The organism is Reyranella sp. (assembly GCF_030651995.1).
GTDB lineage: Bacteria > Pseudomonadota > Alphaproteobacteria > Reyranellales > Reyranellaceae > Reyranella.
This window is the reverse complement of record NZ_JAUSBN010000007.1, coordinates 37063-62968: the sequence shown is the minus strand read 5'-3', so window position 1 is coordinate 62968 and position 25906 is coordinate 37063. Positions and strand designations below refer to the sequence as shown.

Annotated in this window: 29 protein-coding genes and 1 pseudogene; 24 read left to right on the top strand and 6 right to left on the bottom strand. The window is 66.8% G+C overall.

What is annotated here, in order from left to right:
• The first annotated feature begins 37 nt into the window (after positions 1–37).
• From Q7V45_RS02355 to Q7V45_RS02320, 8 genes and pseudogenes are all read left to right on the top strand, one after another.
• Entirely contained in the window at positions 38–877 is an 840-nt protein-coding gene (locus Q7V45_RS02355; protein ID WP_304846330.1) for a universal stress protein, read from the top strand.
• Positions 877–2220: an oxygen-independent coproporphyrinogen III oxidase gene (gene hemN / locus Q7V45_RS02350; RefSeq protein ID WP_304846327.1), complete on the top strand. Its 1344-nt coding sequence runs from the start codon at positions 877–879 to the stop codon at positions 2218–2220. Before Q7V45_RS02355 ends, hemN begins: the two co-directional genes overlap by 1 nt.
• Before the next feature lie 13 nt (positions 2221–2233).
• Positions 2234–2449: a hypothetical protein gene (locus Q7V45_RS02345; protein ID WP_304846324.1), complete on the top strand. Its 216-nt coding sequence runs from the start codon at positions 2234–2236 to the stop codon at positions 2447–2449.
• A 100-nt stretch (positions 2450–2549) separates the two neighbouring features.
• Positions 2550–3680: pseudogene (locus Q7V45_RS02340) on the top strand (nitrogen regulation protein NR(II)); the annotation flags it as partial.
• The gene (fixJ, locus tag Q7V45_RS02335; protein WP_304846321.1) at positions 3673–4284 is read left to right on the top strand and encodes a response regulator FixJ; all 612 of its coding nucleotides are present in this window, start codon (positions 3673–3675) and stop codon (positions 4282–4284) included. The pseudogene Q7V45_RS02340 and the gene fixJ, both read left to right, overlap by 8 nt.
• 50 nt (positions 4285–4334) lie before the next feature.
• Entirely contained in the window at positions 4335–4706 is a 372-nt protein-coding gene (locus Q7V45_RS02330; protein WP_304846318.1) for a response regulator transcription factor, read from the top strand.
• On the top strand, positions 4693–5682 hold the full coding sequence (locus Q7V45_RS02325; RefSeq protein ID WP_304846315.1) for an ABC transporter ATP-binding protein: 990 nt from the start codon (positions 4693–4695) through the stop codon (positions 5680–5682). Before Q7V45_RS02330 ends, Q7V45_RS02325 begins: the two co-directional genes overlap by 14 nt.
• Before the next feature lie 153 nt (positions 5683–5835).
• On the top strand, positions 5836–6450 hold the full coding sequence (locus tag Q7V45_RS02320) for a helix-turn-helix domain-containing protein (RefSeq protein ID WP_304846312.1): 615 nt from the start codon (positions 5836–5838) through the stop codon (positions 6448–6450).
• An 80-nt stretch (positions 6451–6530) separates the two neighbouring features.
• Here Q7V45_RS02320 and Q7V45_RS02315 read toward each other — a convergent pair whose 3' ends face one another.
• Together Q7V45_RS02315 and Q7V45_RS02310 are read right to left on the bottom strand one after the other, a co-directional pair.
• Positions 6531–6677, bottom strand: a complete 147-nt coding sequence (locus Q7V45_RS02315; RefSeq protein ID WP_304846310.1) for a hypothetical protein — start codon at positions 6675–6677, stop codon at positions 6531–6533.
• Between the two features lie 25 nt (positions 6678–6702).
• Complete coding sequence (locus tag Q7V45_RS02310) at positions 6703–7116, bottom strand: translational machinery protein (RefSeq protein ID WP_304846308.1); 414 nt, start codon at positions 7114–7116, stop codon at positions 6703–6705.
• Positions 7117–7492: 376 nt separating this feature from the next.
• On the opposite strand from Q7V45_RS02310, the gene Q7V45_RS02305 reads away from it, so the two are divergent.
• The 4 genes from Q7V45_RS02305 to Q7V45_RS02290 are packed head-to-tail and all read left to right on the top strand — an operon-like array spanning position 7493 to position 11209.
• On the top strand, positions 7493–7828 hold the full coding sequence (locus tag Q7V45_RS02305; RefSeq protein WP_304846306.1) for a hypothetical protein: 336 nt from the start codon (positions 7493–7495) through the stop codon (positions 7826–7828).
• Positions 7825–8112: a hypothetical protein gene (locus Q7V45_RS02300; protein ID WP_304846303.1), complete on the top strand. Its 288-nt coding sequence runs from the start codon at positions 7825–7827 to the stop codon at positions 8110–8112. Before Q7V45_RS02305 ends, Q7V45_RS02300 begins: the two co-directional genes overlap by 4 nt.
• A 5-nt stretch (positions 8113–8117) precedes the next feature.
• A complete protein-coding gene (locus Q7V45_RS02295) occupies positions 8118–9611 on the top strand; it encodes a thymidine phosphorylase family protein (protein ID WP_304846300.1) in 1494 nt (497 codons plus the stop codon).
• Entirely contained in the window at positions 9608–11209 is a 1602-nt protein-coding gene (locus Q7V45_RS02290) for an MBL fold metallo-hydrolase RNA specificity domain-containing protein (RefSeq protein ID WP_304846297.1), read from the top strand. Before Q7V45_RS02295 ends, Q7V45_RS02290 begins: the two co-directional genes overlap by 4 nt.
• Positions 11210–11278: 69 nt before the next feature.
• On the opposite strand, the gene Q7V45_RS02285 is transcribed toward Q7V45_RS02290, so the two are convergent.
• The gene (locus Q7V45_RS02285) at positions 11279–11758 is read right to left on the bottom strand and encodes a DUF992 domain-containing protein (RefSeq protein WP_304846294.1); all 480 of its coding nucleotides are present in this window, start codon (positions 11756–11758) and stop codon (positions 11279–11281) included.
• Between the two features lie 158 nt (positions 11759–11916).
• Here Q7V45_RS02285 and Q7V45_RS02280 point away from each other — a divergent pair, with 158 nt between their 5' ends.
• On the top strand, positions 11917–12276 hold the full coding sequence (locus tag Q7V45_RS02280; RefSeq protein WP_304846291.1) for a phasin family protein: 360 nt from the start codon (positions 11917–11919) through the stop codon (positions 12274–12276).
• Positions 12277–12307: 31 nt separating this feature from the next.
• On the opposite strand, the gene Q7V45_RS02275 is transcribed toward Q7V45_RS02280, so the two are convergent.
• Both Q7V45_RS02275 and Q7V45_RS02270 read right to left on the bottom strand, forming a co-directional pair.
• Positions 12308–12607 carry a c-type cytochrome gene (locus tag Q7V45_RS02275; RefSeq protein WP_304846288.1) on the bottom strand — a complete coding sequence of 100 codons (300 nt, stop codon included), beginning with the start codon at positions 12605–12607 and terminating at the stop codon, positions 12308–12310.
• Between the two features lie 41 nt (positions 12608–12648).
• Positions 12649–12888: a hypothetical protein gene (locus Q7V45_RS02270; protein WP_304846284.1), complete on the bottom strand. Its 240-nt coding sequence runs from the start codon at positions 12886–12888 to the stop codon at positions 12649–12651.
• A 271-nt stretch (positions 12889–13159) separates the two neighbouring features.
• Here Q7V45_RS02270 and Q7V45_RS02265 point away from each other — a divergent pair, with 271 nt between their 5' ends.
• On the top strand, positions 13160–13741 hold the full coding sequence (locus Q7V45_RS02265; protein ID WP_304846281.1) for an HdeD family acid-resistance protein: 582 nt from the start codon (positions 13160–13162) through the stop codon (positions 13739–13741).
• Positions 13742–13747: 6 nt separating this feature from the next.
• Here Q7V45_RS02265 and Q7V45_RS02260 read toward each other — a convergent pair whose 3' ends face one another.
• The gene (locus Q7V45_RS02260) at positions 13748–14485 is read right to left on the bottom strand and encodes a tetratricopeptide repeat protein (protein WP_304846278.1); all 738 of its coding nucleotides are present in this window, start codon (positions 14483–14485) and stop codon (positions 13748–13750) included.
• 137 nt (positions 14486–14622) lie between these two features.
• Here Q7V45_RS02260 and Q7V45_RS02255 point away from each other — a divergent pair, with 137 nt between their 5' ends.
• The 10 genes from Q7V45_RS02255 to Q7V45_RS02210 all read left to right on the top strand — a co-directional run bounded on the left by Q7V45_RS02255 (position 14623) and on the right by Q7V45_RS02210 (position 25689).
• Positions 14623–15696, top strand: coding sequence for a zinc-binding dehydrogenase (locus tag Q7V45_RS02255; RefSeq protein WP_304846275.1), 1074 nt, complete (start codon positions 14623–14625; stop codon positions 15694–15696).
• Between the two features lie 15 nt (positions 15697–15711).
• Positions 15712–17097, top strand: a complete 1386-nt coding sequence (locus tag Q7V45_RS02250) for a GH1 family beta-glucosidase (RefSeq protein WP_370692544.1) — start codon at positions 15712–15714, stop codon at positions 17095–17097.
• Positions 17094–18038, top strand: coding sequence for a glucokinase (gene glk / locus Q7V45_RS02245; protein WP_304846272.1), 945 nt, complete (start codon positions 17094–17096; stop codon positions 18036–18038). The genes Q7V45_RS02250 and glk overlap by 4 nt, the downstream gene beginning before the upstream one ends.
• Positions 18038–19144 (top strand): SbmA/BacA-like family transporter, encoded by a 1107-nt coding sequence (locus Q7V45_RS02240; protein ID WP_304846269.1) that lies wholly within the window; start codon positions 18038–18040, stop codon positions 19142–19144. The genes glk and Q7V45_RS02240 overlap by 1 nt, the downstream gene beginning before the upstream one ends.
• Positions 19145–19147: 3 nt before the next feature.
• Entirely contained in the window at positions 19148–21673 is a 2526-nt protein-coding gene (locus Q7V45_RS02235) for a cation-translocating P-type ATPase (protein ID WP_304846265.1), read from the top strand.
• 86 nt (positions 21674–21759) lie between these two features.
• Positions 21760–22008, top strand: coding sequence for a ChaB family protein (locus Q7V45_RS02230; RefSeq protein ID WP_304846262.1), 249 nt, complete (start codon positions 21760–21762; stop codon positions 22006–22008).
• Complete coding sequence (locus Q7V45_RS02225; RefSeq protein WP_304846259.1) at positions 22005–22832, top strand: universal stress protein; 828 nt, start codon at positions 22005–22007, stop codon at positions 22830–22832. Before Q7V45_RS02230 ends, Q7V45_RS02225 begins: the two co-directional genes overlap by 4 nt.
• 5 nt (positions 22833–22837) lie before the next feature.
• Positions 22838–23569, top strand: a complete 732-nt coding sequence (locus Q7V45_RS02220; RefSeq protein ID WP_304846256.1) for a L,D-transpeptidase family protein — start codon at positions 22838–22840, stop codon at positions 23567–23569.
• A 215-nt stretch (positions 23570–23784) separates the two neighbouring features.
• Positions 23785–24315: a hypothetical protein gene (locus Q7V45_RS02215; protein ID WP_304846253.1), complete on the top strand. Its 531-nt coding sequence runs from the start codon at positions 23785–23787 to the stop codon at positions 24313–24315.
• A 69-nt stretch (positions 24316–24384) separates the two neighbouring features.
• On the top strand, positions 24385–25689 hold the full coding sequence (locus tag Q7V45_RS02210) for an NtaA/DmoA family FMN-dependent monooxygenase (RefSeq protein WP_304846250.1): 1305 nt from the start codon (positions 24385–24387) through the stop codon (positions 25687–25689).
• Positions 25690–25906: the final 217 nt, after the last annotated feature.

Genomic DNA, 25906 nt, shown 5'->3' with positions numbered 1-25906 from the left:
GGCCCGGCACGATCGACGGACCTTCAGGAGGATGCCCATGGCCTACAAGACGATTCTCGTTCATTGCGATGCCAGCCCCAAGGTTGGCCAGAGGCTGACCGTGGCGGCGGAACTGGCGGAGCGCTATGGCGCCCATCTGGTCGGTATGCATGCCCGTCCGCCGCTCGAAGCGCCGATCTTCTTCGAAGGCGGTGTCGCCATGGACTCGCTTTTTGCCAGCTACGAAGCCAGCGCCGACGCCGACCAGGCCGCCGCGCTCGCGGCCTTCCAGAAGGCGGTCAAGGAGCGCCGCGTCCCGTCGCACGAATGGCGCGTGACGGACGGGTTCATCGATTCCGAGCTCGTCATCCAGGCGCGATACACTGATCTTCTCGTCCTTGGTCAGACGGACCCGGATGCCCAGACGCCGACTCCCTCGGACCTGCCCGAAGCCGTCGTCCTGGCAAGCGGCCGGCCGACCCTCGTCGTGCCGCATATCGGCGTGCGCGCGCCGGTCGGCGAGTCCGTGCTGCTCTGCTGGAACGCCAGCCGCGAAAGCGCTCGGGCGGCGGCCGATGCCCTGCCGTTCCTGCGGATGGCGAAGAAGGTCGTCATTCTCGTGGTCGATCCGCGCACGTCTCCGGACGGCCACGGTGCCGAGCCGGGCGCCGATGTGGCGCTCTGGCTCACCCGTCACGGTGTCAAGGTCACGGTGCAGCGCGATGTCGCCGCCGACAGCGACGTGGGCGCCATCATCCTGTCGCGCGCCGCGGATATCGGCAGCGACCTCATCGTCATGGGCGTCTACGGCCATTCGCGGGTGCGCGAGATGGTGCTGGGCGGCGTGAGTCGCACGCTCCTCTCCAGCATGACCATCCCCGTGCTGATCTCGCACTGATGGACGCTACCACCATCGCGGCCTACGACCGGTCGGTTCCTCGGTACACGAGCTATCCGACGGCCGCCCAGTTCCACGGCGCCGTGGGGGCCGTGCAGCACAAGGACTGGCTCGCGGACCTCGGGCGAGACTGTTCGACGGTCTATCTCCACGTGCCCTTCTGCGCGCGCCTGTGCTGGTACTGTGCCTGCCACACGGCGGCAATGAACCGTTCGGAATCGCTTGGCGCCTACGCCCGCGCCCTTGCCAAGGAGATCGATCTCGTCGCCGAGGCTGTGCCGGGAATGATGGTCGGCCAGATCCAGTGGGGCGGCGGTACGCCCTCCCAGCTGGGGACGGCGAACATCGCGGCGGTGGCGAAGCGGCTGGCCGCGCGCTTCGACAGGCGCAGCGGCTCTGAAACCTCGATGGAGGTGGATCCGCGCTTCTGTGACGAAGAGTTCGTTGCGACGATGCGGGAGATCGGCGTCGACCGCGTGAGCTTCGGTGTGCAGGATTTCGACATCGACGTGCAGAAAGCGATCAACCGATTGCAGTCGGTCGACGATACGGCCACGGCCATCGCGAGAATTCGCGCCGCCGGCATCGCCCGCATCAATATCGACCTTGTCTATGGCCTGCCGAAGCAGACGCCGGAGACACTTGCCCGCACGCTCGACGCCGCGCTCACACTGTCGCCGGACCGCTTTGCCGTGTTCGCCTACGCGCATGTCCCCTGGATGAAAGCGCGTCAGCGCCTGATCGACACGGAGAGCCTGCCGGGGGCAGAGGCGCGCGCCGCCATGGCGAATCTCGTGGCGGAACGCCTGGTCGAGGGCGGCTACACGCGGATCGGCCTGGATCACTATGCGCGACCGAACGACCCGCTCTCGACGGCGGCGGAACGCGGCCGGCTGCGCCGCAGTTTCCAGGGCTATGTCGCGGTCGACCAGCCATCCGTCGTTGGGCTGGGCGCTTCGGCGATTTCGAGCCTGCCCCGCGGCCATACCCAGAACATCGCCGATCCGGGACGCTACCAGTCGCTGATCGAGGCGGGCTGCTTCGCCTCGGCGCGGGGCCTGGAGTTCACCGCGGCGGACCGGCTGCGCGGCGAGATCATCGAGAGATTGATGTGCAGCTTCTCGGTCGATCTGGATGACGTCTGCCGCCGGCATGGCGCCTCGACCCAATCGTTCATTTCCGAGGTGACCGGGCTTCCCAAGCTTGTCAGCGACGGGCTCGTCCAGCGCGACGGCGAGTCACTGCACGTCACCGAGCGCGGACGTCCGCTGGTGCGTTTCGTCTGCGCTGCTTTCGATACCCACCTCGGCCATGTCGACGGCCGGCATTCCCGCGGGATTTGAAGAAGGAACTGTCATGAGCACTTACCAAATGGTCTCCCGCCACGTCGAGGCAGCGCTGGCCGAGGCATCGAAGGAGGGCATTGCCGACGACGTGGTCGCGCGCTGCCTGCTCTCCGAGGCCATTCGCATCTTCCGGTCGGGCCGGCCGATCGACGACATCGCGGCGGAGCTGACGGCAGCGATCGACAATCTCGACGAGGATGCGCCGCTCTCCTTCATCCGACCCTGATTGAGGTGACCCCGGCACTTGGGTGCGTGCTATAAGGCACCCGTCATGGTGATGCGCCGATGAGCCGGATGCCCCGATGAGCGAACCGTCGATCGCGCTTGCGCTCGAGGCGGCGGAAGCGCGCCTGCGGTCCATCCTGCAGACCGTGCCCGACGCCATGATCATCATCGACGAGCGGGGCCGCATCGAATCGCTCAGCACGACCGCGGAGCGCCTGTTCGGCTACCGGGCGGAAGAAGCATGCGGCCACAATGTCAGCCTCCTGATGCCGTCGCCCTATCGCGAGCAGCACGACGCCTATATCGGGCGCTATCTCGAGACCGGCGAGCGCCGGATCATCGGAATCGGCCGCATCGTGGTGGGGCAGCGCAAGGACGGAACGACGTTCCCGATGCATCTCACGGTCGGCGAGCTCCGCGCCGGCGACCGCCACCACTTCACCGGATTCATCCGTGACCTGACCGACCAGCAGCTCACCGAGGGCCGGCTGAAGGAGCTGCAATCGGAAGTGACCCACATGTCGCGGTTCACGGCGCTCGGCGAGATGGCCTCGACACTCGCGCACGAGATCAACCAGCCGCTGACCGCCATCAGCAACTATCTCAAGGGCTCGCGCCGCCTGCTGGAACGGATGGAGGGCGAGAATGTCGAGATGCTTCGCGATGCGGTCTCCAAAGCCGCCGACCAGGCCCTGCGGGCCGGACAGATCATCCGTCGCCTGCGCGAATTCGTGGCGCGCGGGGAGAGCGAGCGGCGGATCGAGAGTCTTCCGAAACTGATCGAGGATGCCAGCACGCTCGCGCTCGTCGGTACGAGGGAACACGGCATTGCGGTCACGTTCAGGCTCGATCCCGACGCCGATCTTGTCCTGGCCGACCGGATCCAGATCCAGCAGGTGCTCGTCAACCTGATGCGCAACGCCATAGACGTGATGAGCGAGGGCGGTGCGGTCCGCCGGCTCGACATCGCCACCGCGGGTGGGCCCGATGAACAGGTCGAGGTGACCGTCGCCGACACCGGGTCGGGTCTTGCGCCAGAGGTGGCGAGGCAGCTCTTCCAACCCTTCGTCACGACAAAGCGCAAGGGCATGGGGCTCGGCCTGTCGATCTGCCGTACGATCGTCGAGGCGCATGGCGGCAAGATCTGGGTGGAATCGCCTCCGGAGGGCGGCACGATCTTCCACTTCACCCTGCGCGCGGCGCCACACGATCGGGAGAACGAGGATGCCTAGCCAGGTCGTTCACGTGATCGACGATGATGTCGACGTCCGGCAGTCGCTCGCCTTCCTGCTCAGCACGGCCGGCCTCGCTGTGCGCGTGCACGAGTCCGCGGTCGCGTTCCTGAAAGCCCTGCCGGATGCTCAGCCAGGTTGCGTGGTCACCGATATCCGCATGCCCGAGATGGACGGGCTGGAGCTGCAGCGTCGTCTTGTCGACCTGAATGCCGGCTTTCCCGTGATCGTCATGACGGGCCACGGCGACGTGCCCATGGCAGTGGAGGCCATGAAGGCCGGGGCCGTCGACTTCATCGAAAAGCCGTTCGACGACGAAACCCTTCTCTCCGCGATCAGATCTGCCCTCGACAGCCATTCCCGCAACCGCGAGCGCGAGGACCGCATCGTGGCGATCCGCAAGCGCCTGGACGCCCTGTCCGGTCGGGAACGCGACGTCCTGCGGGGGCTCGCCGCTGGCAAGGCGAACAAGGTGATCGCTTACGACCTCGGCATCAGCGCCCGCACGGTCGAGGTCTATCGCGCGAACGTGATGACCAAGATGCAGGCCGACAGCCTTTCCGAATTGGTCCGCATGGTCCTCCTGGCCGAGGGAGACTCCTAGAATTTGCGCTGGATCAACGCGGTTCCGCGCCCCGCGGGCGACTTTGCTGCATGTCGAAGGCTCCCGATGTCATTCTGCTCGTCGACGACGATGCGGCCGTGCGCAACGCCCTCAAGTTCTCGCTCGAGATGGAGGGGTTCAGCGTCCGGCTCTATCCGACCCCGGAGGCCCTTCTGGCCGAGACCGACCTGCCGGCTGACGGATGCCTCGTCATCGACTACCGGATGCCCGAGATCGACGGGCTCGAACTCGTGGAGCGGCTGCGGAACCGGGGCGTTGCCTTGCCTGTCCTCCTGATCAGCGGCCGGGTGACCCGGTCCCTGCGCGACCGGGCGTCCGGTCTGGGGATCAGGGACGTACTGGAGAAGCCGCTCTCCGATCTGGTCGGCAGCATCAGGCGAGTCCTGGATGACGGGCCCTGACAACCATGCGCCGATGCCAGCGACGATCCTCGGCTTCGTTCTCCGCTCGTCGGGGCGCCATCAGGCAGCCCTGGCCGTCCTGTCGGTCCTCGTCTTCCTGCTGAGCGCTGTTCCCCTGGAGCTGCAGCGTCGTGTGATCAATGTCCTGGTAGACCGCGGCGCCTTCGAGACCGTGCTGTGGCTGGCCGCCGCTTATGTCGGCGTCGTGCTTTCCGAGCAGGCCTTGAAGCTCTGCCTCAACGTGTATCGCGGATGGGTCGCCGAGGATTCGGTGCGCCGCCTGCGCAGCCTGGTCGGAGAATATGCCGACCGGGCCAGGCGGGACGTCAGCGGCGAGGAAGCCGGCATCGAGATTTCCATGGTGCTCGAGGAGGCCGAACCGATCGGCGGCTTCACCGGCGTCAGCCTGTCCGAGCCGCTGCTGCAGGGCGGCGTGCTGGCGAGCGTCATCGTCTACATGCTCTATCTCGACTGGCGCATGGCGCTTCTGGGCCTCGTCTTCTTCCTGCCGCAGGTCTTCTTCGTTCCTCTTCTGCAACGTGCCATCAACCGGCGCGCCCAGTCGCGCATCCTGGTCAAGCGCGGCATCAGCGGCGGGCTGGTGAGCCGCATCGCAGGTCGCGGGGGCCCGGGCGGGCGCATCGGCTGGGGCTGGACGCAGGACCCGATCGAGCGCGTGTTCACGCTGAACATGGGCATCTACAGGATCAAGTTCACGATGAACCTGCTGATGAACATGATGCATCACCTGGCCGTGGCCTCCGCGCTTTGTTTCGGCGGCTGGCAGGTCCTGCAAGGAACGATCGAGGTGGGAACCGTGGTCGCGGTGGTGGCGGGGCTCGGAAAGCTCAACGACCCCTGGGGAGACATCGTGAACTGGGCCCGCGAACTGGCCGTCGTCGGGGTCAAATACCGGCTGTTCGCGGGTGTTCTGGAGGACCTCGTGACCCCGGCCGACGGCCAGCGGCCTACGTAGAATCCCTTAGTTCAAGACCCAAATGGTCGGCCGCCCGCCCGGGCCCTATCCCTGTGTCCGTCAAAGACACCCAGTCGGGAGCCAGCCATGCATACGAATTCAGCGATTTCTGCCCGTATTCCTGCTGCCGTCGCCCTGCGTGGAGCTGCCAACATGCAGCCTGCCGGTACTCCGACGGCGGGCCAGCCGCGGATGCTGGCGAAAGGCGAGGAGCTGTTCGCCGAAGGCGATCCGGCGGACTATTTTTACAAGGTGGTGTCGGGCTCGATCCGGACCTGCAAGCTGCTGAGCGACGGTCGCCGGCAGATCGATGCCTTCCACCTGCCGGGCGACATCTTCGGCCTGGAAGCCGGGGCCGAGCACCGCTTCACGGCCGAAGCGCTGGGCGACGCCACCCTCGTGGCCTTCCGCCGCTCTCGCCTTGCCGAACTCACGGCCGCCGATCCGGCCTTTGCCAACCAGGTGCTCGCGTCGATGATGAAGTGCCTCGGCCGCGCCCAGGACCACATGCTTCTGCTCGGTCGCAAGACCGCCCAGGAGAAGATCGCGACCTTCCTGCTCGACATGGCCAAGCGCATTTCCAGTGACGACGAGCATGTCGAGCTGCCGATGCAGCGTTCCGACATCGCCGACCATCTCGGCCTTACGATCGAGACGGTGTCGCGGACGCTGACCTGTTTCGCACGCCAGGGCCTGATCCGCCTGCAGGCCGGCAGCCGGTCGGTCGATCTGTGCAACATGGCCGCCTTGCGCAAGCTCGACGCCTGATCCGGACGACCGGGAATCGCGGAGCGACCTGCCCTCCGCGGTTCCTCCAGGAAATTCAGCCCGTCATTTTCTTTCACCGGTCAGCGATTGGCTGGCCGCTTCACGACGGTCGCGGCTTTCGGCTGGTGCGACCGCAGGTACTGCGCGGTCGCCGAGGCCACGGAAACGCCCAGCAGCATGAACGAGCCGCAGGCGAGCAGCAGGAAGTAGATCGGGATATCGCTCATCGCACCCTCCTTGCCTGCGCGATGCTCAGTGAGAAACGGCCCCGACCGGGGCGTTGGGCCGCAGTCGATCGATCGCCTTGAACGACCGCCGCGCGTAGGCGAGCAGCTCTCCGTCGGTCGGGTGATCCATCGCCTCGACACCGACGAGGGTCTTCTTGACGTGCGGCAGATGTTTGTCGAGATGCCGGACGAGGTCCTGCTTGGCCTGCGCCGGGCCGACCAGAAGCCACTCCTCGGTGCCGCGGACAGCATCGACGATATGATCGAGGAAGCTCACGTCGAGAGCCGCGTGGCCCGCGCCGATGACGCCTGCCTTGTGGTGTACCTTGCGGAACGGGCTGTGGGCCTTGATGGTCTCGCGCTCCACATCGTCGGCGTTGAAGCGGAACACGTGGGCTTCCTTGCTGTCCATCCAGACGATGGCGTGACTGTGAGTCATGATTTCTCCCGGTGATAATGTGGCGATATCCTGCGTCGGCGTGCGCGGCGACGCGTTGATTCAGGTCAATCGTTGGACGATGTCGGGTCAGACGACTGCCGGCGCGCTGCGACAGCGCGCAATTCGCTCATTCCTTTTCCGGTCCGCGGATCCACGACGTGCAGCCCGTTACAGGCGAGGCAGTGCTGCCCGACGAACGCGGGCAGGGGACCCGTGCCGCCTTCGTAGCGGCCCTGGACATTGTAGCCCGTGGTCGGGCAGCGGAAGACGAACGTGCGCACGATGTCATTTTGTCTCCGCACCCTCGATGCGCTTTGACTCAGGTCAAAGCGGAACCGGCCTTCGCCGATGATCTTTCCCGTAGAGGGGAATTCTCATGACCAAGTGCACTTCCAAGGACAGGTTCGGCTACCTCGGGACGGAGGCTGCAGCTCTGCGTGAACATCTCGACCAGGCGTCCGCCGCCATTGCCCGTGCCGCGCAGAGCGAGGGTACGGAGGCCGCCACCGCGGCGGCTGAAGCGGCGCGGGAACTGCTGGCGCGCGCGGCCCTGCTGGCCGACGAATGGGTCGACAAGGCGAAGGGCGCGGCGCAAGCGGTGGATGCGGGGCAGGAAGGACTTGCCGACATCGTCCGGCGCAAGCCGCTCGCCGCCCTCGGGCTGGCCACAGCCGCCGGCTTCGTGCTGGCGCTGCTCGTGCGGCGCAAATGAGCGTTGCGTCGGAAACCGGAACCTTGCTGGTCGCCCTGGTCCGGTCGGCCGCGACCCTGGGCGCCGGCGTCCTCGTCGCGTCCGGGCGGCGCCTCGCGGCCACCGTGGCGGCCTACGTTCTGGTCGGCTTGCTGCTGGCCGTCAGCCTCGCTTTCCTGACCCTGTCGGCCTATCGTGCGATCATGGTGTCGGTTGGCGATGTCTATGCCCCCCTGATCGTCGGCTGCTTTTACCTGGTCGCGGGCCTGACCGCGGCGCTGGTCGCTCAGATGCGCCGTCGCTAGGGTTCATGCTCAAGGTCCGCAAGCTCGGGATCGACGCCTGCCAGGAGACCGTCGCCTTCCTCGCACGCCGCTGCGAGCCTTATCGCGCTCAGGAGTTCGTGGCTCTTGCCCGGATCGAGATCTGGGGTGGCGGCCGCCGCATCGTCGCCACGTTGAACATCGTCGACGACGAGTCGATCATGGCGACCGACGAGCTCGGCCTGTCGGAACTCGCCTATCGCCAGCTCGGCCTTCCCGAGGGAACGGCGGTCGAGATCGCCCAGGCGGGACCGCCTCCCAGCCTCGACCATGTCCGTGCCAAGATCGACGGTGCCGAGCTCGGTCCTGCCGCCTATCAGGAAATCGCGCGTGACCTCGCCGCGCATCGCTATTCAAAGATGGAGATCGCGGCCTTCCTGATCGCCGGCGCACGCTTCACGACGGCACCCGAGGTGCTCTCGATGACCCGGGCGATGGCGGCCGTCGGGGGCCGCTTGTCCTGGCCCATCGACATGGTCGTGGACAAGCACTGCATCGGCGGCATCCCGGGAAACCGGACCTCCATGATCGTCGTCCCGATCGTGGCCGCGCACGGCCTCACCATTCCCAAGACGTCGTCGCGCGCGATCACCTCGCCGGCCGGTACTGCCGACACGATGGAAGTGCTGGCGAGGGTCGATGTCGGTTCCGACGAGATGCACGAGATTGTGGCCGCCGAGAAAGGCTGCCTGGTGTGGGGTGGCCACGCCAACCTCTCTCCGGCAGACGATGTCCTGATATCGGTCGAACGGCCGCTGGCGATCGACACGCCCGAACAGATGGTCGCCTCGATCCTGTCGAAGAAGCTGGCGGCGGGATCCACGCATCTCGTCCTCGATCTGCCGGTCGGACCCACGGCGAAACTGCGGGACCGCGAGCGATTCGTCAGGCTGCGCAAGCTCTTCGAGTACGTGTCGGACCAGGTCGGAATCAATACGACCGTCCTGGCGACCGACGGCAGCCAGCCGATTGGCCGCGGCATCGGCCCGTGGCTCGAGGCCCGCGACGTCATGCAGGTGCTGGAGCGACATCCCGATGCGCCGCGCGACCTGGAGGAGCGGGCCGTGTTGCTGGCCGGCCACGTGCTCGAGTTCGATCCTGCGCTGCGCGGCGGCCAGGGGATCGTGCGGGCCCGCGAGCTGCTCCACAGCGGCGCGGCGCTCGCGAAGATGCGACGGCTGATCGCGGCCCAGGGGGCTCCCCCGCAGGCGACCAGCCTCGGCACGCTCACCCATGACGTACCGGCCACCGAGGACGGGGTCGTGACGGCGATCGACTGCCTCCGCCTGGCGCGCGTCGCCCGTCTTGCCGGTGCGCCGATGGACAAGGGTGCGGGCGTCGATCTGTTCAAGCGCATCGGCGATCCCGTGGAGCGGGGCGAGCCGCTCTACCGGATCCATGCCGCCTTCGAGGCCGACTTCCGCTTCGCCACCCAGCTCGCCGCTGCCGAGGATGGCATGACGATCGGGCGGCGCGCATGACCCTGTCGCTGCACATCCATGGCGCCGCCGGCACCGTCACGGGATCCTGCCACCGACTGGTGACGCCGCGCGGGACGCTTCTGGTCGATTGCGGCCTGTTCCAGGGGCCGAAGTCGTTGCGTGCCCTGAACTATCGGGCGTTTCCCTTCGCGCCGGCGGAGATCGCCGCGGTGCTGCTCACGCATGCCCATATCGATCACAGCGGCCTCTTTCCCAAGCTGACCCTCGCAGGATTCCAGGGGCGGGCCTTCGCCACCGAAGCGACGCGCGACCTGCTTCGGTGGCTGCTGCCCGACGCGGGCGCCATCCAGGAAAACGACGTCGAACGCCTCAATCGCCGCAACGCCCGCCGGGCCGAGCCCGAGGTCGTGCCGATCTATACGAGGGCCGACGCCGAGGCGTCGCTCTCCTTCATCGACGCGCAGCCCTACGATCGCTGGTTCGAACCGCTGCCCGGCGTGCGGGCCCGCATGCGCAATGCCGGCCACATCCTTGGCAGCGCCTTCATCGAGATCGAGGTCGACGCCGAACCGCGTCCGCTGCGGCTCGTCTTCTCCGGCGATGTCGGGCCCCTCGACAAGGCCCTGCAGCCCGATCCCGCGCTGCCCGGGGGTGCTGACGTGGCGTTGGTCGAGTCCACCTACGGCAACCGGTCTCGCGAGCCCCTCTCCGAGGTCAGCCGCAGGGCCGTCCTGGGCCGCGAACTGGAGACCGCCCTGTCCGCCGGCGGCAATGTCGTCGTGCCGGTCTTCGCGGTCGAGCGTACGCAGGAAATCCTGGAGGATATCGCGGAGCTGAAGCGCGGCGGGAAACTAAAGGGCGCGCAGGTCTTCCTCGATTCGCCGCTGGCCGGCCGGACCACGGAAGTGTTCCGGACTCATCGCCACTCCCTGAGCCGGTCGGAGGGCGGACATGCCTTCAGCGGCGGCGAGTTCCGGTTGAGCGAGACCGTCGATCAGAGCCGTGCGATCGGGCGTATCCACGGCGGCGCGATCATCCTGGCCGGTTCCGGAATGTGCGATGCCGGGCGGGTCAAGCATCATCTCAAGGACAATCTCTGGCGCACGGATTCCACCATTCTCTTCGTCGGATACCAGGCGCCCGGCACGCTGGGGGCGCTGATCCGCGGTGGTGCCGCGCAGGTGCGCATCCACGGCGAGGAAATAGGAGTCCGGGCGCGCATCCGGTCGATCGGTTCCTATTCGGGTCATGCCGATCGCGAGGAGCTGGTCGCCTGGTGCAGGCCGATGCTGGACGGTCTCGGTTCCCTCATGCTCGTACACGGGGAGCCCGAGGGGATCGATGGTCTCTCCGACGCGCTCGTGGCGGCCGGTGTCGACCGACGCTGCATCGTCGCCCCGACCCTCGACGAGAATTTCGTGTTCGTCCATCGCGACGGGCGCTGGAGAGCGACACCCGAGGCGGACGGAATGCCGCGTCTCCCGCCCGAGGCCGCGAACGCGCGGCGCGACTGGCACAACGACTATGCGCAGATGCTGCTGGATATCCGCGGAGCCCTGCAAGCCGCTCCCGACGATGCCGCGCGGCACAGGCTCCTGCAACAGCTGCGCCGCGTGCTGGGCAATAGCAGCCGATAGAAGCCGAAGGCAGAAACAGGACACGCCCGGAACCGCCCGGGCGCATCCTGCTGCGAGTTCGTCGGGTGTTTACTTGGCCGCCTTGAGCGTGACCTCGGCCAGTCCAGCGGCGACGTTGAGGCCCACATTGCCCTCGACGCTGACCGGTTGCAGGCTGACCTGCTTGTTGCCGCCGCCGATCAGGACATTGGCGCCCGCGCCCACGCCGACCGAGGCACTGGCCGTCGGACCGACATAGTCGCCCGCGAGGGCACCCTTCGCGACCTGGCCGGGGGCGAAGACCAGCCACACGACGTGGCCCTGCTTGGTGAAGCCGAGATCGACGCCGTACTTCTTGATGGTGCCCGTGTAGTGGTCCGCGGTGCCGTCGGTCTTGGCGAGGATGCAGTCGAGATCCTTCGAGGATCCAAACACGAATCCGACTCCTCCGGTGACCGTGCAGGTCAGCGAACCGACATTCACGCCTTTGGGAGCCGACTGCGCTTGCGCCCCAAGACCGAAGGGAAGAATGGAGAGCGCTGCCGTGAGGGCAGCAGCATACATGTTCATCGCTTGTCTCCTGGGCAGGCGGAAAGGGCTCCGCAGTCTTCAAGCTAGGGCGACGACTCTGAAGGAGCGTTGATCTGCATCAAGCCCCTCGACGTTGATGCAGATCAACGGAGCGGGCTCCCTTTGCGCCTACAGTTGCCTCGGATGCGGAGGGTGAGATGAACGACATGCACACGGACAAGCTGCCGAGCGTGGAGTCACTGCCGGCGAGCAACATGTGGAATTCGGCACTATCGACCTATGCCGACTGCTTCGAGGAATGGGCGGCGGCCGGTACGGCCTGGCAGAGCGAGGTTTCGCAGTTCGCCGAGCGGCGCCTCAAGGACAATCTTTCGACCTGGCTGACGCTGCTGTCGGCGCGAGACGCCGCGAGCGTGTGGCAGGCTCAGGGCGCCTGGAGCGTTCGTGCCGCCGAAGACTATTCCGAGGAAGCCAAGCGACTGGCTGAGCTGGTCACCAGCGTGACCCTTTCCGGCGCGACGCCCGAGGCCCAGCAGACGACCCAGCTTCTGGGATAAGGCCGTATCGCGAAGCCGCCGTTCACGCGAGCTAACGAAGGCTCAAAATGTAGTCCACCAAGGCCTGACGCTCCCGATTGCTGAGCGAGAAGTCGGGCATGCGCGTGTGTCCCGTCGAGAGATAGGCCTTGAGCTGCTCGGCGTTGGCCGTGGGCTTGGCCGCGATGGCGGAGAAGCTCGGAATGCCATTTGCGCTGGCGGTCTTGGGCGCGGGCTCGACGATGTGGCAGGCCATGCACCAGCGCTGGGCCAGGGCCGCGCCATAGCCGGGGCCTTGCGCCGCCGCAGGCAGTGGCAGGAGAACGAGCAGCAGGGCGACTAGTCGCTTCATAGACTCCTCCATGATCCAAAGGGCGTGACGATCGGGCCCGCTCAGGAACGCCGCATGGCCCGGAAAAGCGCGATCCCGACGACCAGCACCAACAGCGCCGGAATCAGCCCCATCAAGGCGACCTCGAGGGGGTCCCTCGATGAGCGCGACAGGAAGGCGAGCCACGTCCGCTCCGTCTGGCACAACAGGCGGCCGTCGACCTGGCGAACGCACGACATGTTAATGAAGAGCATCCAGCCGATCCACGACATGGCGCTGCCGACCAGCCACAGCGTGATCAATGCCCGTCCGGAGCCCATTTCAGTCGTTCCTCCCCGATCGTTCGGCTTCAGGTGGTGAAGTCGACACGGCACACTGACTCCCTAGACCAGGATCGTCTCGGCGGCCAGTTCATTGGAGTTTCGCTCCGGGCGCCTTGTTCCAGATCAAACAGGCACCCGCGCTGACTTGATCTGGATCACGGCCTCATGTGGCTTTTCCCAGTTGACTCACTTCATCGTCGAGTGCGGCAATATCCATTGCCGTCGGCTGAGTCTTTCTGGAAAGCGTCGCATGAACCAACTGCCGGGTCAGATCACCACGGGCTCGGATGGAGAGGCCTTCGAGGACGTGGCGTCCGATTACAGCCGCCTGCTGTTGCTGCGCGGCGTGGCGGCCCTGCTCTTTGCGTTTCTCGTCTTCTTCTGGCCCAGGCTCACCATTACCGGTCTGGCGATGCTCTGGGGTGGCTATTCCCTTGTCGACGGTGTTCTAGCCCTGGTTGCCGCGATCCGCGGGAGGAGTGGTGCACCGCGGCTCTGGCTGGGCCTGATCGGATCGGCCGGGCTGGTCTGTGCCGGTGGCACGCTGTTTGCGCTCGACGACGTCACCGCGCATCTGGTCGGGATCATCTCCATCTGGGCGATCACGATCGGGGCGATGCAGGTCTGGGCTGCGCTCGAGCTGCGCAAGGCGGTTGATGGCAATTGGATATTGGTGCTCGATGGACTGGGCGCGCTTCTGTTCGGGCTGGCTTTGGCCTTCTGGCCGAACCTTCGGGCGGAGGCCTTGCTCTGGTTGGTCGGATGGTTCGCGGCGGCGGTTGGCAGCCTGCTCGTGAGCGTAGGCTATTGGTTGCGCCGGACGACACCGTAGCGATCGCTACTCCCCAGGCGCGATCCCGCGCCTGGCCATGTGTTCGGCGATGTCCGGCTTGATCGATGCCGCCGCCGCGACGTCCCCGTCACCGCCTCGCGCATCTCCCTTCATGCGCCTGGCCACGCCCCGGCCGAACAACGCGTAGGGATTTTCAGGCTGGGTCTTGAGCAGCGCCGTGTAGTCCGCGATGGCGTCGTCGTAACGCTTCAGCTTCAGGTAGGTGATGGCGCGGGACGCATAGGCGGCGGGATACTTGCGCTTGATGCGAAGAGCCTCGTTGCAGTCCGACAGGGCCTGTTCGAGTTCTCCCAGGACGGCCTTTGCAAAGCACCGGTTTCCAAGGGCGACCGGGCTCGAGGGATTGATCCGGATGGCCTGATCGAAGTCGTCGACCGCCAACCTGTAGCGTTCCAGGGCGATATAGGTCGTGCCCCGACTGTTGAACGCCTCCGCGTCCTGCGGATTGGTCTCGACGGCCCGGGCGTAATCCTCCAGAGCCTGTTCGTACTGGCCCTTGTCGTCGTAGGCGTTGCCACGATTCTTGTAGGCCGTTGCCAGGTCGTTCCTGTCGACCAGCCCTCGCGAGATGACGGCCGTGCAGCTGATGATCAACTGTTCGGATGCGGCATCCTCGTAGCACTTCCGATAGAACGCCTCGTAGCCTTGCGCGTGCGGTGCCTCGGCGGCCGCGGTGCAAAGCGCGCCCGACAGGATCGACAGGAGGGCCCATTGCCTGATCATGCCCTGATCTACCAGCGCTCGCCCGGCGCAACATGATCCAGATCAAGGATCGACCGAGTGGGGCAACATGGCTTGAGGCATATCAATTCTCCGACCGTCCCTCGCGCTTACCGTGCGGACGAACAACGGAGGAACCCATGCCAAAGATGATGGCGGCTGTGTTTGCCGAGCCGGGCCGGATCGTCCTTGAGTCGCGACCGGTGCCCGATGTCGGTCCCCTGGATGCGCTGGTGCGGATCAGCACGACGACGATCTGCGGCACCGACGTGCACATCCTTCGCGGGGAATACCCCGTCGCCAAGGGGTTGATCGTCGGCCACGAGCCGGTCGGGATTATCGAGAAGCTCGGATCGCAGGTCCAAGGCTACAAGGAAGGCCAGCGCGTGATCGCCGGCGCCATCACCCCGAGCGGTCACAGCTACGCCTGTCTCTGCGGCGCGCATTCGCAGGACGGACCGGGCACGCGGCATGGCTTCAGGCCGGCGGGCGGCTGGCGCTTCGGCAACACGATCGACGGCTGCCAGGCCGAGTTCGTCCTCGTGCCGGATGCGATGACCAATCTCGCGCCGGTCCCGTCGAACCTTACCGACGAGCAGGTGCTGATGTGTCCCGACATCATGTCGACGGGCTTCGCCGGCGCCGAGAGCGGCAGCGTCCGCATCGGCGACATCGTGGCGGTCTTCGCTCTCGGTCCGATCGGCCTCTGCGCCGCGTTGGGCGCCCGGCTGATGGGCGCCACCACGGTGATCGGCGTCGACACGGTGCCGGAACGGCTGGCTGTCGCGCGCAAGCTGGGGATCGACCATGTCGTCGATTTCAAGAAGGGCGATCCGGTGGCGGCGATCCGCGAACTCACGGCCGGCCGCGGCGTCGACGTCGCGATCGAGGCGCTGGGGACGCAGCAGACCTTCGAGAACGCGCTTCGCGTTCTGCGGCCGGGCGGTACGCTCTCGAGCCTCGGCGTCTATTCGTCCGACCTGCGCATCCCGCTCGATGCCTTCACGGCGGGCCTGGGCGACAACAAGATCGTCACGTCGCTCTGTCCGGGAGGGAAGGAGCGCATGCGGCGGCTGATGAACGTCATCGCGGCAGGGCGAGCCGACCTGGGCGCGCTGGTGACGCACCGTTTCAAGCTCGCCGACATCGAGCAGGCCTACGACCTTTTCGCGCATCAGCGCGACGGGGTTCTCAAGGTCGCCCTCACACCGTGATTCGGAGCCATTCCGATGGTCAGTCCTCCTTCCGGCTTCGACGGTCCGGCCGTGCCTTCGCTGCCGGGCCGGCGCCTGTTGCGTCCTGACTTCCTGTGGGGTGTCTCGACTTCGTCCTACCAGATTGAGGGCGCGGCCCGGGACGAGGGGCGCGGTCCCAGCGTCTGGGACGGGTTTTCCCACGAGCCCGGGAGGATCGCCAACGGCGATACCGGGGATGTCGCCTGCGATCACTATCATCGGTACGCCGAGGACATCGCCCTGATGCGCGACATGGGTGTGGGCGCCTATCGCTTCTCGATCGCCTGGCCGCGTGTGTTGCCGGACGGCCGCGGCGCCATAAACGAGCGCGGGATTGCCTTCTACGACCGGCTCGTCGACGGGCTGCTCGCCGCGGGAATCGAGCCCTGGGTCTGCCTGTACCATTGGGACCTGCCGCAGGCGCTCCAGGATCGAGGGGGGTGGGCCAATAGAGACATTGCGGGCTGGTTCGCGGACTATGCCCGTCTGGTGGCGAGCCGGTTGGGCGATCGTGTGAAGCGGTTTGCGACCTTCAACGAGCCGGGCGTCTTCAGTCTGTTCGGCTATGCGTTCGGCTGGCATCCACCGGCGGTCGACGATGCCGCGCAGCACCATGCCGCGATCCACCACGTGAACCTGGCGCACGGCGCGGCGATCGACGTGCTTCGGGCCTACCTGCCTGGCGCGTCGCTCGGAACCATCTGCAACCTGCAGCCGGTGCGGCCGGTCGATCCGACGGAAGCGGACCGTGCTGCGGCCGCCCTGCTGGACGACTACTGGAACCGTGCCTTCGCAGATCCGCAGGTTCGCGGAGCCTATCCCGAGCGGCTCGCCGCGCGGATCGCGCCCTTCGTCCAGGAAGGCGACATGGACCGGATCCGGCGCCCCATCGACTGGCTCGGCATCAACCACTATTCGCCGATCTACGCCCGGGCCGACGCCAAGTCGCGCCTGGGATTCGCCTGGAGCGACGCGCCGGCCGACGTTCCGCGATCGCCGATCGGATGGCAGATCGATCCCGAAGCCTTCAGGGACACGCTGCTCGACGCCTGCGACCGGTATCGGCTGCCGATCTACGTGACGGAGAACGGCGCCGGCGCGGAGGAGAGCGGCGATGCCTCGGGGGCGGTGAACGACGTCGAGCGCATCGCTTATCTGTCGCGCTACATCGATGCGCTCGAAGAGGCCGTCACCTTCGGCGCCGACGTGCGGGGCTATTTCGTCTGGTCGCTGCTCGACAACTTCGAGTGGGGTGCGGGTTATGCCAACCGCTTCGGGCTCGTCCGCGTGGACTATCCCACGCAGCGCCGCATCCCCAAGGCCTCGGCACGTTGGTACAAGGCGACCATCGCCGCCCAAATTCGCGGCAGGGTGTCGTGAGCTGCCTCCTCGCCGATGTCGGGGGTACGCGCACCCGTTTTGCCTTGCTCGCGGACGGGCAGGTGGGGCCGATCGAATCGCTGCGCACCGGCGCCTACGCCAGCATGCATTACGCCGCGCATCACTTTCTCAACGGGCAGCCGGAGGGCACGGTCGTGGACCGCGCGGTGATCGCCGCGGCCGGTCCCGTCTCGGGCGGCCGCTGCAAACTCACCAATGCCGCCTGGACGCTGGACGCCGAAAGCCTCCGGCAATCGCTGCACCTGCGGTCGGTCCGTCTGGTCAACGACCTCGAGGCCCTGGCCTGGGCCGTGCCGCAGTTCGGTCCCGACGATGTCGTGGCGGTCGGCGAGGGAAGCGCCGTAATGGGCGAGCCCGTCGTAGTCATCGCGCCGGGGACCGGTCTCGGCCTCTCCTGCCATCTTCCCGGCGCCGTTGCACGCGTCGCGGCCAGCGAAGCCGGGCACACGACGCTTGCGGCGAGCGACGCCGGCGACGACGCGATCCTGGCGGGGCTGCGCAAGCGCTTCGGCCATGTCTCTGCCGAGCGGGTCCTGTCGGGTGCCGGACTGGTGAACCTGCACGCGGTGCTGGCGGTGCAGGACGGCCACGCGCCGGGGACTCCGACGCCAGAGGAGATCGTCCGGGGCGCGCTTTCCGGCACCGCGCCCCGCTACGCTGGCGCGCTCGAACTGTTCTGCGGGTTTCTGGGATCGTTCGCGGGCGACATGGCACTCACGTTCGCGGCCCGCGGCGGGGTGCTGATCGGCGGAGGGATTGCGCCTCACATCGTCCCTGTTCTTCGGGATTCGTCGTTTCGAAAGCGCTTCGCCGCGAAGGGCCGCTTCGCCGGGTATGTCGATCAAATTCCCACCGCCGTCATCGTTCGGCTGGAGCCGACCTTCCTTGGCCTGGCGGCGCTGGCGGCCCGGGGGGCCTGATGAGGACGGACGATGGTGTCTCGGCCGTCGGGCCGGGGCCGCTCAGGCGCTTCTGGCACAGCGCCCTGGGGTTTGGCCGGGGCAAGGGGGCTTGGGTTCCGTGGACGCTGATCGGGCTGCTCATTCTCTGCGTCGTGGCGCAGCTCCTGGTGCAGTACCGGCTGAACGTCTGGAACCGTGACTTCTTCGATGCGTTGGAAAAGCGGAACGGGGCAGGGATCCGCCACCAGACCTTTCTGCTGCCCGGTCTTGCCGCGTGCAGCATCTTCCTCGCTGCCTTTGCCGTCTGGGCGCGGATGACCTTCCAGCGGAGGTGGCGCGGTTGGCTGACACCGCACCTGGTCGGGCTGTGGCTGCAGAACGGCAACTACCGTCGCCTCGAGGCCGGGAGCGACGAACCCCAACTCGCGGAGTACCGGATTGCCGAGGATGCGCGCATTGCCACCGATGCCCCGATCGATCTCGTGACCGGCCTGCTTTCCTCGGTGCTGACGGCGGCGACCTTCGTCGTGGTCCTGTGGACGGTGGGCGGCGCGATCGCCATCGGGCCTGCGCGCCTCGGTCTGGAGCTGCCGGGTTACCTTGTGTTCGCCAGCATCGCCTACGCCATGCTGACCACGGGGGCCATGTTGCTGGTTGGGCGGCGGATGGCGCATGTCATCGAACGGAAGAACCAGGCTGAATCGGAACTCAAGTTCGCGGTCGCCCGTCTTCGCACAGCGCCGGTCGGTGCGACGGGGGCGGGCGTGCAGGCGGGGGCGGTCAGCTTCGCGCTGGACGAGGTGCTCCGAACCTGGCGCTTTTTGTGCGGCCAGCATGTGCGGACGACTCTGGTATCGTCCGGCAATACGCTGCTGGCGCCCATCATCGGCCTGATCCTGTCGGTGCCCAAGTACATCGACGGCTCCCTGTCGCTCGGCGAGGTGACCCAGGCTGCTGCAGCGTTCGCGGCCGTCCAGATTGCATTCAACTGGCTGGTCGACAACTATCCGCGCCTGGCGGAGTGGGCCTCGTCGGCCAGCCGTGTGGGCGTCCTGCTGCTCGCGGTCGACCAGTTGGGCGACCTGCGCCGGCCCCCGGCGACCGAGGCTGCGTCCGGGAGATAAGCCATGTCGCTACCTGAGACCGAGCCGGCGGGAGCCTCGTGGCGGGCAGGCCTCTCGCAGGCGGACGCGCAAGCGCGCTTGCGAGCAGAGGGCTTCAACGAACTGCCCATGGGCGATGGCCGGGGTATCCTGCGCATCGTCGTCGATGTGCTCCGGGAGCCGATGTTCTCGTTGCTGCTGGCGGCCGGCGCCATCTATCTGCTGCTCGGCGATCTCGGCGAGGCGATCGTACTGCTCGCCTTTGCGACTTTCTCGGTCCTGATCACGGTCGTCCAGGAGACCCGCAGCGAGCACGTGCTGGCGGCCTTGCGCGATCAGGCGAGCCCGCGCGCGCTGGTGATCCGCGACGGAGAGCGGCGACGCATCCCGGGCCGGGAGGTCGTGCGCGGCGACACAATCGTCGTGCTCGAAGGGGATCGTATTCCCGCCGACGCGGTCGTCGGTTCGGCCAGCAGCCTCGTCGTCGACGAATCTCTGCTCACCGGTGAATCGGCTCCCGTCAACAAGAGTGCCGGTGACACGGGGGCCGCCATGGCGCGCCCCGGTGGCGAGAACACTCCGTACCTGTATTCGGGAACCCTTGCCGTTCATGGCGAGGGCGTTGCGGTGGTGCGCGCGACCGGACCGAACAGCGAACTCGGCCGCATCGGACAATCGCTGAAGGCGATTACCCCGGAGCCGCCACGGCTGCAGGTGGAAACGCGGCGGCTCGTCCGGATCTTTGCCGCGGTTGGGCTCGCCGCCAGCCTGGCCGTCGTGCTCCTGATCGGAATCGTGCAAGGGGACTGGCTGCAGGCGGTACTGGGCGGGATCGCCATCGGCATGTCTCTCCTGCCGGAGGAGTTTCCCCTCGTACTCACGGCCTTCATGGTCATGGGGGCGTGGCGCCTTTCGCGGGTGCGGGTCCTGACGCGCCGCGCCTCTGCGATCGAGATGCTGGGCGCCGCAACGGTGCTGTGCTCCGACAAGACGGGCACGATGACCCAGAACCGCATGAACCTGGCGGAGGTGCGCACCGTCTGCACGACGTGGCGCGTCGGGCATGGCGAACCAGATGCCGAGGTTGCCGCCCTGATCGAGGCCGCCCGGGGCGCGAGTTCGCCCGAACCCTCCGACCCGATGGAAAAGGCCCTCGCCGCCCAGGCCGGCGGTAGGGCGGCCGGCAAGCTCGTGCGCCGCTACGGCCTGCAGCCGACGTTGCTGGCCATGAGCCATGTCTGGCAGGACGAGGATGGCGGTCGGCACGTGGCGACGAAGGGCGCGCCCGAGGCCATCGGCGCCCTCTGTCGGCTCGACGCCGCGGGCCAGGCATGGCTGCATCGCGGGATCGAGGACATGGCCAGCGAAGGCATGCGGGTGCTGGGCGTCGCCCGGGGACAACTGCCGGACGGTCCCTTGCCGGAGGAGCAGACGGGCTTCGATCTCGAGTTCCTCGGCCTGGTGGGCTTTGCTGATCCGCTGCGCGACAACGTGCCGGGCGCCATCGGCGAATGCCGCTCGGCGCAGATCAGGGTGATCATGATCACCGGCGACTATCCGGCCACGGCGCGCGCGATTGCCGGGCGCGCGGGCCTCGACGCCGGCAAGGCCGTCGACGGACGTTCCCTCGAGAATATGGACGCCGCCGCCCTGCGCGAGTGCATTCGCACGACCAATGTGTTCGCCCGTATCATGCCGGAGCAGAAGCTTCGCCTCGTACAGGCCCTGAAGGCCGACGGCGAGGTCGTGGCGATGACGGGCGACGGGGTCAACGACGCGCCGGCGCTCCGGGCCGCGCATATCGGCGTGGCGATGGGAGGGCGCGGCACCGACGTTGCGCGGGAAGCTTCCGCCATCGTTCTGCTCGACGACGATTTCGGCTCGATCGTGCGGACCATTCGCCTCGGACGGCGCATCTACGACAATCTCCGGAAGGCGAGCGCGTACATCGTGGCGGTGCACATACCGATCGCGGGCCTCGCGCTGCTGCCGCTGCTGTTTGGCCTGCCGTTCATGCTCAGCCCCATCCACATTGCGTTCCTCGAGATGGTCATCGATCCGGTCTGCTCGATCGCCTTCGAGGCCGAGGCGGAAGAGCGGGACCTGATGCAGCGGCCGCCACGGGCCGCAGACAGCCGGTTGCTGTCGCCCTCGATGATGGCGTTCAGCCTCCTGCAAGGCGGCCTGGCGCTCGTAACGCTCGCTGTGGTGCTGGTGGTGGGCATCGGCCGGGACATGCCGACCGACCAATTGCGCGCCCTGATGTTCACCTCGCTCGTCCTGACCAACGTCGGGTTGATCGTCGTCAATCGCTCCTTCTCCTCGTCGTTGTCCGTGGCTCTGCGGCGGCCCAATTTCTTTCTGTGGTTTCTCCTGTCGGTGGTCGCCGTGGTGCTGACGATTGCGCTCACCTGGCCGCCAGCGATGGATCTCTTCCAGTTCGGCCCGCTGCATGCCGACGATCTCGGCGTGTCGCTGCTGGCGACCGTGGGCCTCATCCTCTCGCTGGAGGCGTTGAAGCCCTGGTGGCGGCACAGCCTGCGCAACTGACACGCCCGATGTTGAGATAGGTCAAGGCACCGCGGTGCCGGCGCGGCCATGGTCGAGCGCTGCCACCAAAACGGGTCGCGATCGTCATGCTCTACCTCTCCAACGCCAACCTGCCGATCTCGGTTCGCCAGCAGCTTCCGCTGCGGGCGCAGGACCTCTATCGGGAGGCCTTCAATGAAACCTGGTCCCTGCATACCGGCGACGCCGGGCGCGAGGAACATGCCAGCCGCACCGCATGGGCGGCCGTGAGGCATCACTACCACGCCATGCCGGGTGGCCAGTGGCAGCCGAACGTGCCCTCCGGGCTGCCGGGTCCGGAGGAGGCGGGACGATGACATACAGTGTCGTCATGGCGGCGCTGTCGCCTGGTCGCGATTGTCAGGGCGTGGCCGGCGCAGCGATCGCACTTGCCCGGCAGTTCGATGCCATGCTGCTGGCGCGAGCCTACTGCCGTCCGATTCACTGCATCTGCGGCGACTATTCGGTCCCCGCGGCGCTGTTCCAGGAGGACCGGCGGCAGATCGAGCGGCATCTCAAGGCGTCGGAAGCGGACTTCCGGGCGATTGTCGCGAAACACGACCATGCAGGCGACTGGCAGGGCGAAAGCAGCACAGAGCCGCTTTCCGAGCGCCTTGCGCGCGAGTCCGCCGCAGCCGACATCGTCGTCGCCGGTATCCCCAAGGTCGGCGAGCTGCCGGACGCGACCCGGCAGCCCGACCTTTGCGATCTGGTGATGCAGGCCGGGCGTCCGGTCATGCTGGTGCCGGAGTCCTCGCGGAGCGCGAAGTTCGACCGGATCCTCGTCGCGTGGAAGGACACGCGCGAGGCGCGGCGGGCGGTCTGCGATGCGCTGCCGCTGCTGGCCAGGGCCAGGAACGTCCTCGTCGTCGAGATCCACGAGGCGGACGAGCATGCGGCGGCCTGGCAGAGCGTGGCGCGGGTGTCCGGTTGGCTCGCCCGCCACGGCATCGCTGCGGAAGAGAAGGTGGTCGCGGCGGAAATGGCGAACGCGTCTCAGGTCTCGGGTCTGGCACGGACCTACGACGCCGACGTGATCGTGGCTGGCGCCTACGGACACAATCGCCAGGGACGCTGGGCGCTCGGCGGCATCACGAGCGAGCTCCTGTCGGGCGGGCGATGCGTTCTGCTTTCGCACTAGGGAGATTGATTGCCGTCCTCGGTCTGTTGTCGGCAATTGCGGGCTGCGCCAGCGGCCCGAACCCCGCTGCCTCCGTCGCGGCGGGTCCGCCCGTCGAGCCGGTGTCCGATCTGGCAGCGGCGCTGCAGGGAATCGGGATCGCCGTGCCGCCGCGCGGCCGGCTGGTCGTCGTCAACATTCCGTCGTTCGAGCTCGTGGCACTGCAGGACGGGAAGCCGATCCTGCGCAGCCGCGTCGTCGTCGGCCGACCCTCGACGCCTACGCCCGAACTGTCGACGGCGATCTGGGCGGTCACGTTCAACCCGTCCTGGACACCGACGCCCGCCATGGTGCGCTGGGAAGGCGCGCGTCGCGTGGCGCCCGGGCCACAGAACCCGCTCGGTCGGATCCTGTTCAAACTCGACAACGACCAGCTGATCTTCCTGCACGACACGAATGACCGGAGATACTTCGACCGGCCGGTGCGCACCTTCAGCCACGGATGCGTACGCGTGGAGAAGGCACGTGCCCTGGCCGCCTGGGCGCTCGACGTGACGGAGGTCGAGATCGACCGATCGATCGCGCGCGGCGGGACGCACCGGGAGATCTTGGCGACGAACATTCCCGTGGCGCTGGTGTATCGCACGCGGTTCCCGGAGGATGACGGCCGCCTCGTCGAGTATCCCGACATCTACCGGTCGCAAACTGCCGCCACGCCGGAGGAGGTCACTCGCGGGTTCTGCCTTGGCCCGATCTAGCAGGCCGTTGAAAGAGCCTAGCCTTGGCCAATAAACGAAATAAACGAAATAGACGAATCAGACGAAATGAATGCCGCAGCCCCCTGTTCAGGTATCCTGATACCGTAGGCGGGTGAATTTTTCTTGCCGGTCCCTGCAAAAAGCCCTGTTCCAGCAGTCTGCCGAGCTGATCGCGTATTCGTCAGCGCTGCCGCGCAGCAGCGCCGGAGGGAGCCATGCCCGACTCGAACATCATCGACATCCGGATCAGCGATATCCGGCAGCTCTTCAATTCCCTCGATCCGTCCCCCTTTCATGAAAGGGATCTCGACCGGGAGGCCGAAGAGTTCATCGTCGGATGGGCGGACGAGTATCCGCTGCAGAGCCCTCTCGAACTCGTCATCCGCGTGCCGCACGAGCAGCTCGACCAGGCGCGGCAATCGAACATCCCGCAGGCGGTCCACAACTATTTCTCCTACCGCGCGGTGGCGAGCGCGCGGCGGATTCGATTCCAGCTTCGCGAGGGCCGCTTCGCCCTCGCAATGGGCCTAGCCTTCCTGGCGGTCTGCATCCTGCTCCGCCAGCTCGCCGGTTCGATCACGCCCGCACCCCTCCAGCAGGTCTTCCAGGAGGGTTTGCTGATCCTGGGCTGGGTAGCGATGTGGCGGCCGCTTCAGCTCTTCCTCTACGACTGGTGGCCGGTGCGTCACCACGGCCGGCTCTATCGCAAGCTGGCCACGATGAAGGTGAGCGTCCTTGCTGCCTAGGCAGGGATGCCGGATCATGTCGTACGAGGACGCGGCCACTTCCAACCATCGTAGCGTGAGGTCTCAGTCATGAAGAAGCCGTTCCATCTGGCGTGGTTCCTGTCGCAGGGTTATGGCCCGAAGAGCTGGCGCAGCCAGTTTCCCGGCAGCGACCTCAATCGCTGGATGATGCCGGACATCTTCGTCGATCTGGCGAAGGGCATGGACCGGGCCTGCTTCGATTACATGATCATCGAGGACTCCTCGAACGTCCCCTACACCTACCAGGGCTCGCACAATTCGTACCTGCAGTACGCGGCGAGCGCGCCCAAGCTCGATCCGGCGGTGCTGGTGCCGTATCTTGCCATGGCAACCAAGACGGTCGGCCTCGTGCCGACGCTGTCGGTGTCGGAATATCCGCCTTACCTGCTGGCGCGCCTGGTCAACTCGCTCGACCATACGACCGAGGGTCGCATCGGATGGAACTGCGTGACCGGCAGCAATGATGGCGCGGCGCAGAACTACGGCCACGAGAAGCACCGGCCGCACGACGAGCGATACGACGTGGCCGACGAGTTCGCCGACATCGTGACGAAACTGTGGGAGGCGTGGGAGCCCGACGCGGTCGTGCTCGACCGCGAAAAGCCGATGTTCGCCGACGGCTCGAAGGTCCATCCCATCAACCACGAGGGCAAGTACTTCAAGGTGCGCGGGCCGATCAACGCGCCGCGCTCGCCGCAGGGGCGCGTTCCGATCTGCCAGGCTGGTGGTTCGCCGCGCGGCCAGCAGTTCGCCTCGCGCTGGGCCGACACCATCATCACCGAGGGCGGTGGCAGCATCGAAAGCATGAAGGCCTATCGCGACAAGGTCCGGAAGCAGGCGCTCGAACACGGCCGCAATCCCGACGACATCAAGGTGCTGTACCTCGCCCATCCGATTATCGACGTCAGCATGGAAGCGGCGCGCGACCGCTCACGGATGGAAGCGGCCGAGGCCGAGAAGCATCTCGATCTGCATCTGTCGGGCATGTCGAGGCTGACCGGCATCGACTTCTCGAAGTTCGACCTCGACGAACCGCTGCCGTCACATCTCACGACCAACGGCCACCAGTCGTCGCTCGCCAAGTGGATCGGCAAGACGCCGCGCTCGATCCTGCAGAGCTATGCGCGCAAGGGCGGCATCGACTTCACGGGCACGCCCGACTACGTCGCCGGCCTGATGGCGGAGATCATGCAGGAGGTGGGAGGCGACGGCTTCCTGATCTTCAACAGCTACTTCGACCGCCGCTACATCATGGAAGTCTGCGACGGTCTGGTGCCTGAATTGCAGCGCCGCGGTGTGACCCGCAAGCAGTACGCACACAAGCACCTGCGGGACAACCTGCTGGAGTTCTGAAACCTGGCGCGGCCGGCGTGGGGCTCGCCGCTGTGACTTCGGACGGCGAGAGCGTGGATTGATCCTGATCAAGTCGCGATGGCGCGGACGCCGCTATCAGGGACCTGCAACCACAGCAAGCCGGGAAGGACCATCTCCGGCGCGAAGAAGGTCGAGCAGACCGACGACAGCTGGAGATCGCAAGACGGCGAACCCGTCCTCACAGGTCAGGCAGGTC

Coding starts and splice junctions, on each gene's coding strand:
- Q7V45_RS02280 (WP_304846291.1), top strand. CDS start 11,917: ATGAACGACATGCACACGGACAAGCTGCCGAGCGTGGAGTCACTGCCG.
- Q7V45_RS02255 (WP_304846275.1), top strand. CDS start 14,623: ATGCCAAAGATGATGGCGGCTGTGTTTGCCGAGCCGGGCCGGATCGTC.
- Q7V45_RS02265 (WP_304846281.1), top strand. CDS start 13,160: ATGAACCAACTGCCGGGTCAGATCACCACGGGCTCGGATGGAGAGGCC.
- Q7V45_RS02210 (WP_304846250.1), top strand. CDS start 24,385: ATGAAGAAGCCGTTCCATCTGGCGTGGTTCCTGTCGCAGGGTTATGGC.
- Q7V45_RS02235 (WP_304846265.1), top strand. CDS start 19,148: ATGTCGCTACCTGAGACCGAGCCGGCGGGAGCCTCGTGGCGGGCAGGC.
- Q7V45_RS02330 (WP_304846318.1), top strand. CDS start 4,335: ATGTCGAAGGCTCCCGATGTCATTCTGCTCGTCGACGACGATGCGGCC.
- Q7V45_RS02295 (WP_304846300.1), top strand. CDS start 8,118: ATGCTCAAGGTCCGCAAGCTCGGGATCGACGCCTGCCAGGAGACCGTC.
- Q7V45_RS02315 (WP_304846310.1), bottom strand. CDS start 6,677: ATGAGCGATATCCCGATCTACTTCCTGCTGCTCGCCTGCGGCTCGTTC.
- Q7V45_RS02285 (WP_304846294.1), bottom strand. CDS start 11,758: ATGAACATGTATGCTGCTGCCCTCACGGCAGCGCTCTCCATTCTTCCC.
- Q7V45_RS02240 (WP_304846269.1), top strand. CDS start 18,038: ATGAGGACGGACGATGGTGTCTCGGCCGTCGGGCCGGGGCCGCTCAGG.
- Q7V45_RS02215 (WP_304846253.1), top strand. CDS start 23,785: ATGCCCGACTCGAACATCATCGACATCCGGATCAGCGATATCCGGCAG.
- Q7V45_RS02230 (WP_304846262.1), top strand. CDS start 21,760: ATGCTCTACCTCTCCAACGCCAACCTGCCGATCTCGGTTCGCCAGCAG.
- Q7V45_RS02260 (WP_304846278.1), bottom strand. CDS start 14,485: ATGATCAGGCAATGGGCCCTCCTGTCGATCCTGTCGGGCGCGCTTTGC.
- Q7V45_RS02320 (WP_304846312.1), top strand. CDS start 5,836: ATGCAGCCTGCCGGTACTCCGACGGCGGGCCAGCCGCGGATGCTGGCG.
- Q7V45_RS02325 (WP_304846315.1), top strand. CDS start 4,693: ATGACGGGCCCTGACAACCATGCGCCGATGCCAGCGACGATCCTCGGC.
- Q7V45_RS02225 (WP_304846259.1), top strand. CDS start 22,005: ATGACATACAGTGTCGTCATGGCGGCGCTGTCGCCTGGTCGCGATTGT.
- Q7V45_RS02305 (WP_304846306.1), top strand. CDS start 7,493: ATGACCAAGTGCACTTCCAAGGACAGGTTCGGCTACCTCGGGACGGAG.
- Q7V45_RS02290 (WP_304846297.1), top strand. CDS start 9,608: ATGACCCTGTCGCTGCACATCCATGGCGCCGCCGGCACCGTCACGGGA.
- Q7V45_RS02275 (WP_304846288.1), bottom strand. CDS start 12,607: ATGAAGCGACTAGTCGCCCTGCTGCTCGTTCTCCTGCCACTGCCTGCG.
- Q7V45_RS02345 (WP_304846324.1), top strand. CDS start 2,234: ATGAGCACTTACCAAATGGTCTCCCGCCACGTCGAGGCAGCGCTGGCC.
- Q7V45_RS02310 (WP_304846308.1), bottom strand. CDS start 7,116: ATGACTCACAGTCACGCCATCGTCTGGATGGACAGCAAGGAAGCCCAC.
- Q7V45_RS02355 (WP_304846330.1), top strand. CDS start 38: ATGGCCTACAAGACGATTCTCGTTCATTGCGATGCCAGCCCCAAGGTT.
- fixJ (WP_304846321.1), top strand. CDS start 3,673: ATGCCTAGCCAGGTCGTTCACGTGATCGACGATGATGTCGACGTCCGG.
- hemN (WP_304846327.1), top strand. CDS start 877: ATGGACGCTACCACCATCGCGGCCTACGACCGGTCGGTTCCTCGGTAC.
- Q7V45_RS02250 (WP_370692544.1), top strand. CDS start 15,712: ATGGTCAGTCCTCCTTCCGGCTTCGACGGTCCGGCCGTGCCTTCGCTG.
- Q7V45_RS02300 (WP_304846303.1), top strand. CDS start 7,825: ATGAGCGTTGCGTCGGAAACCGGAACCTTGCTGGTCGCCCTGGTCCGG.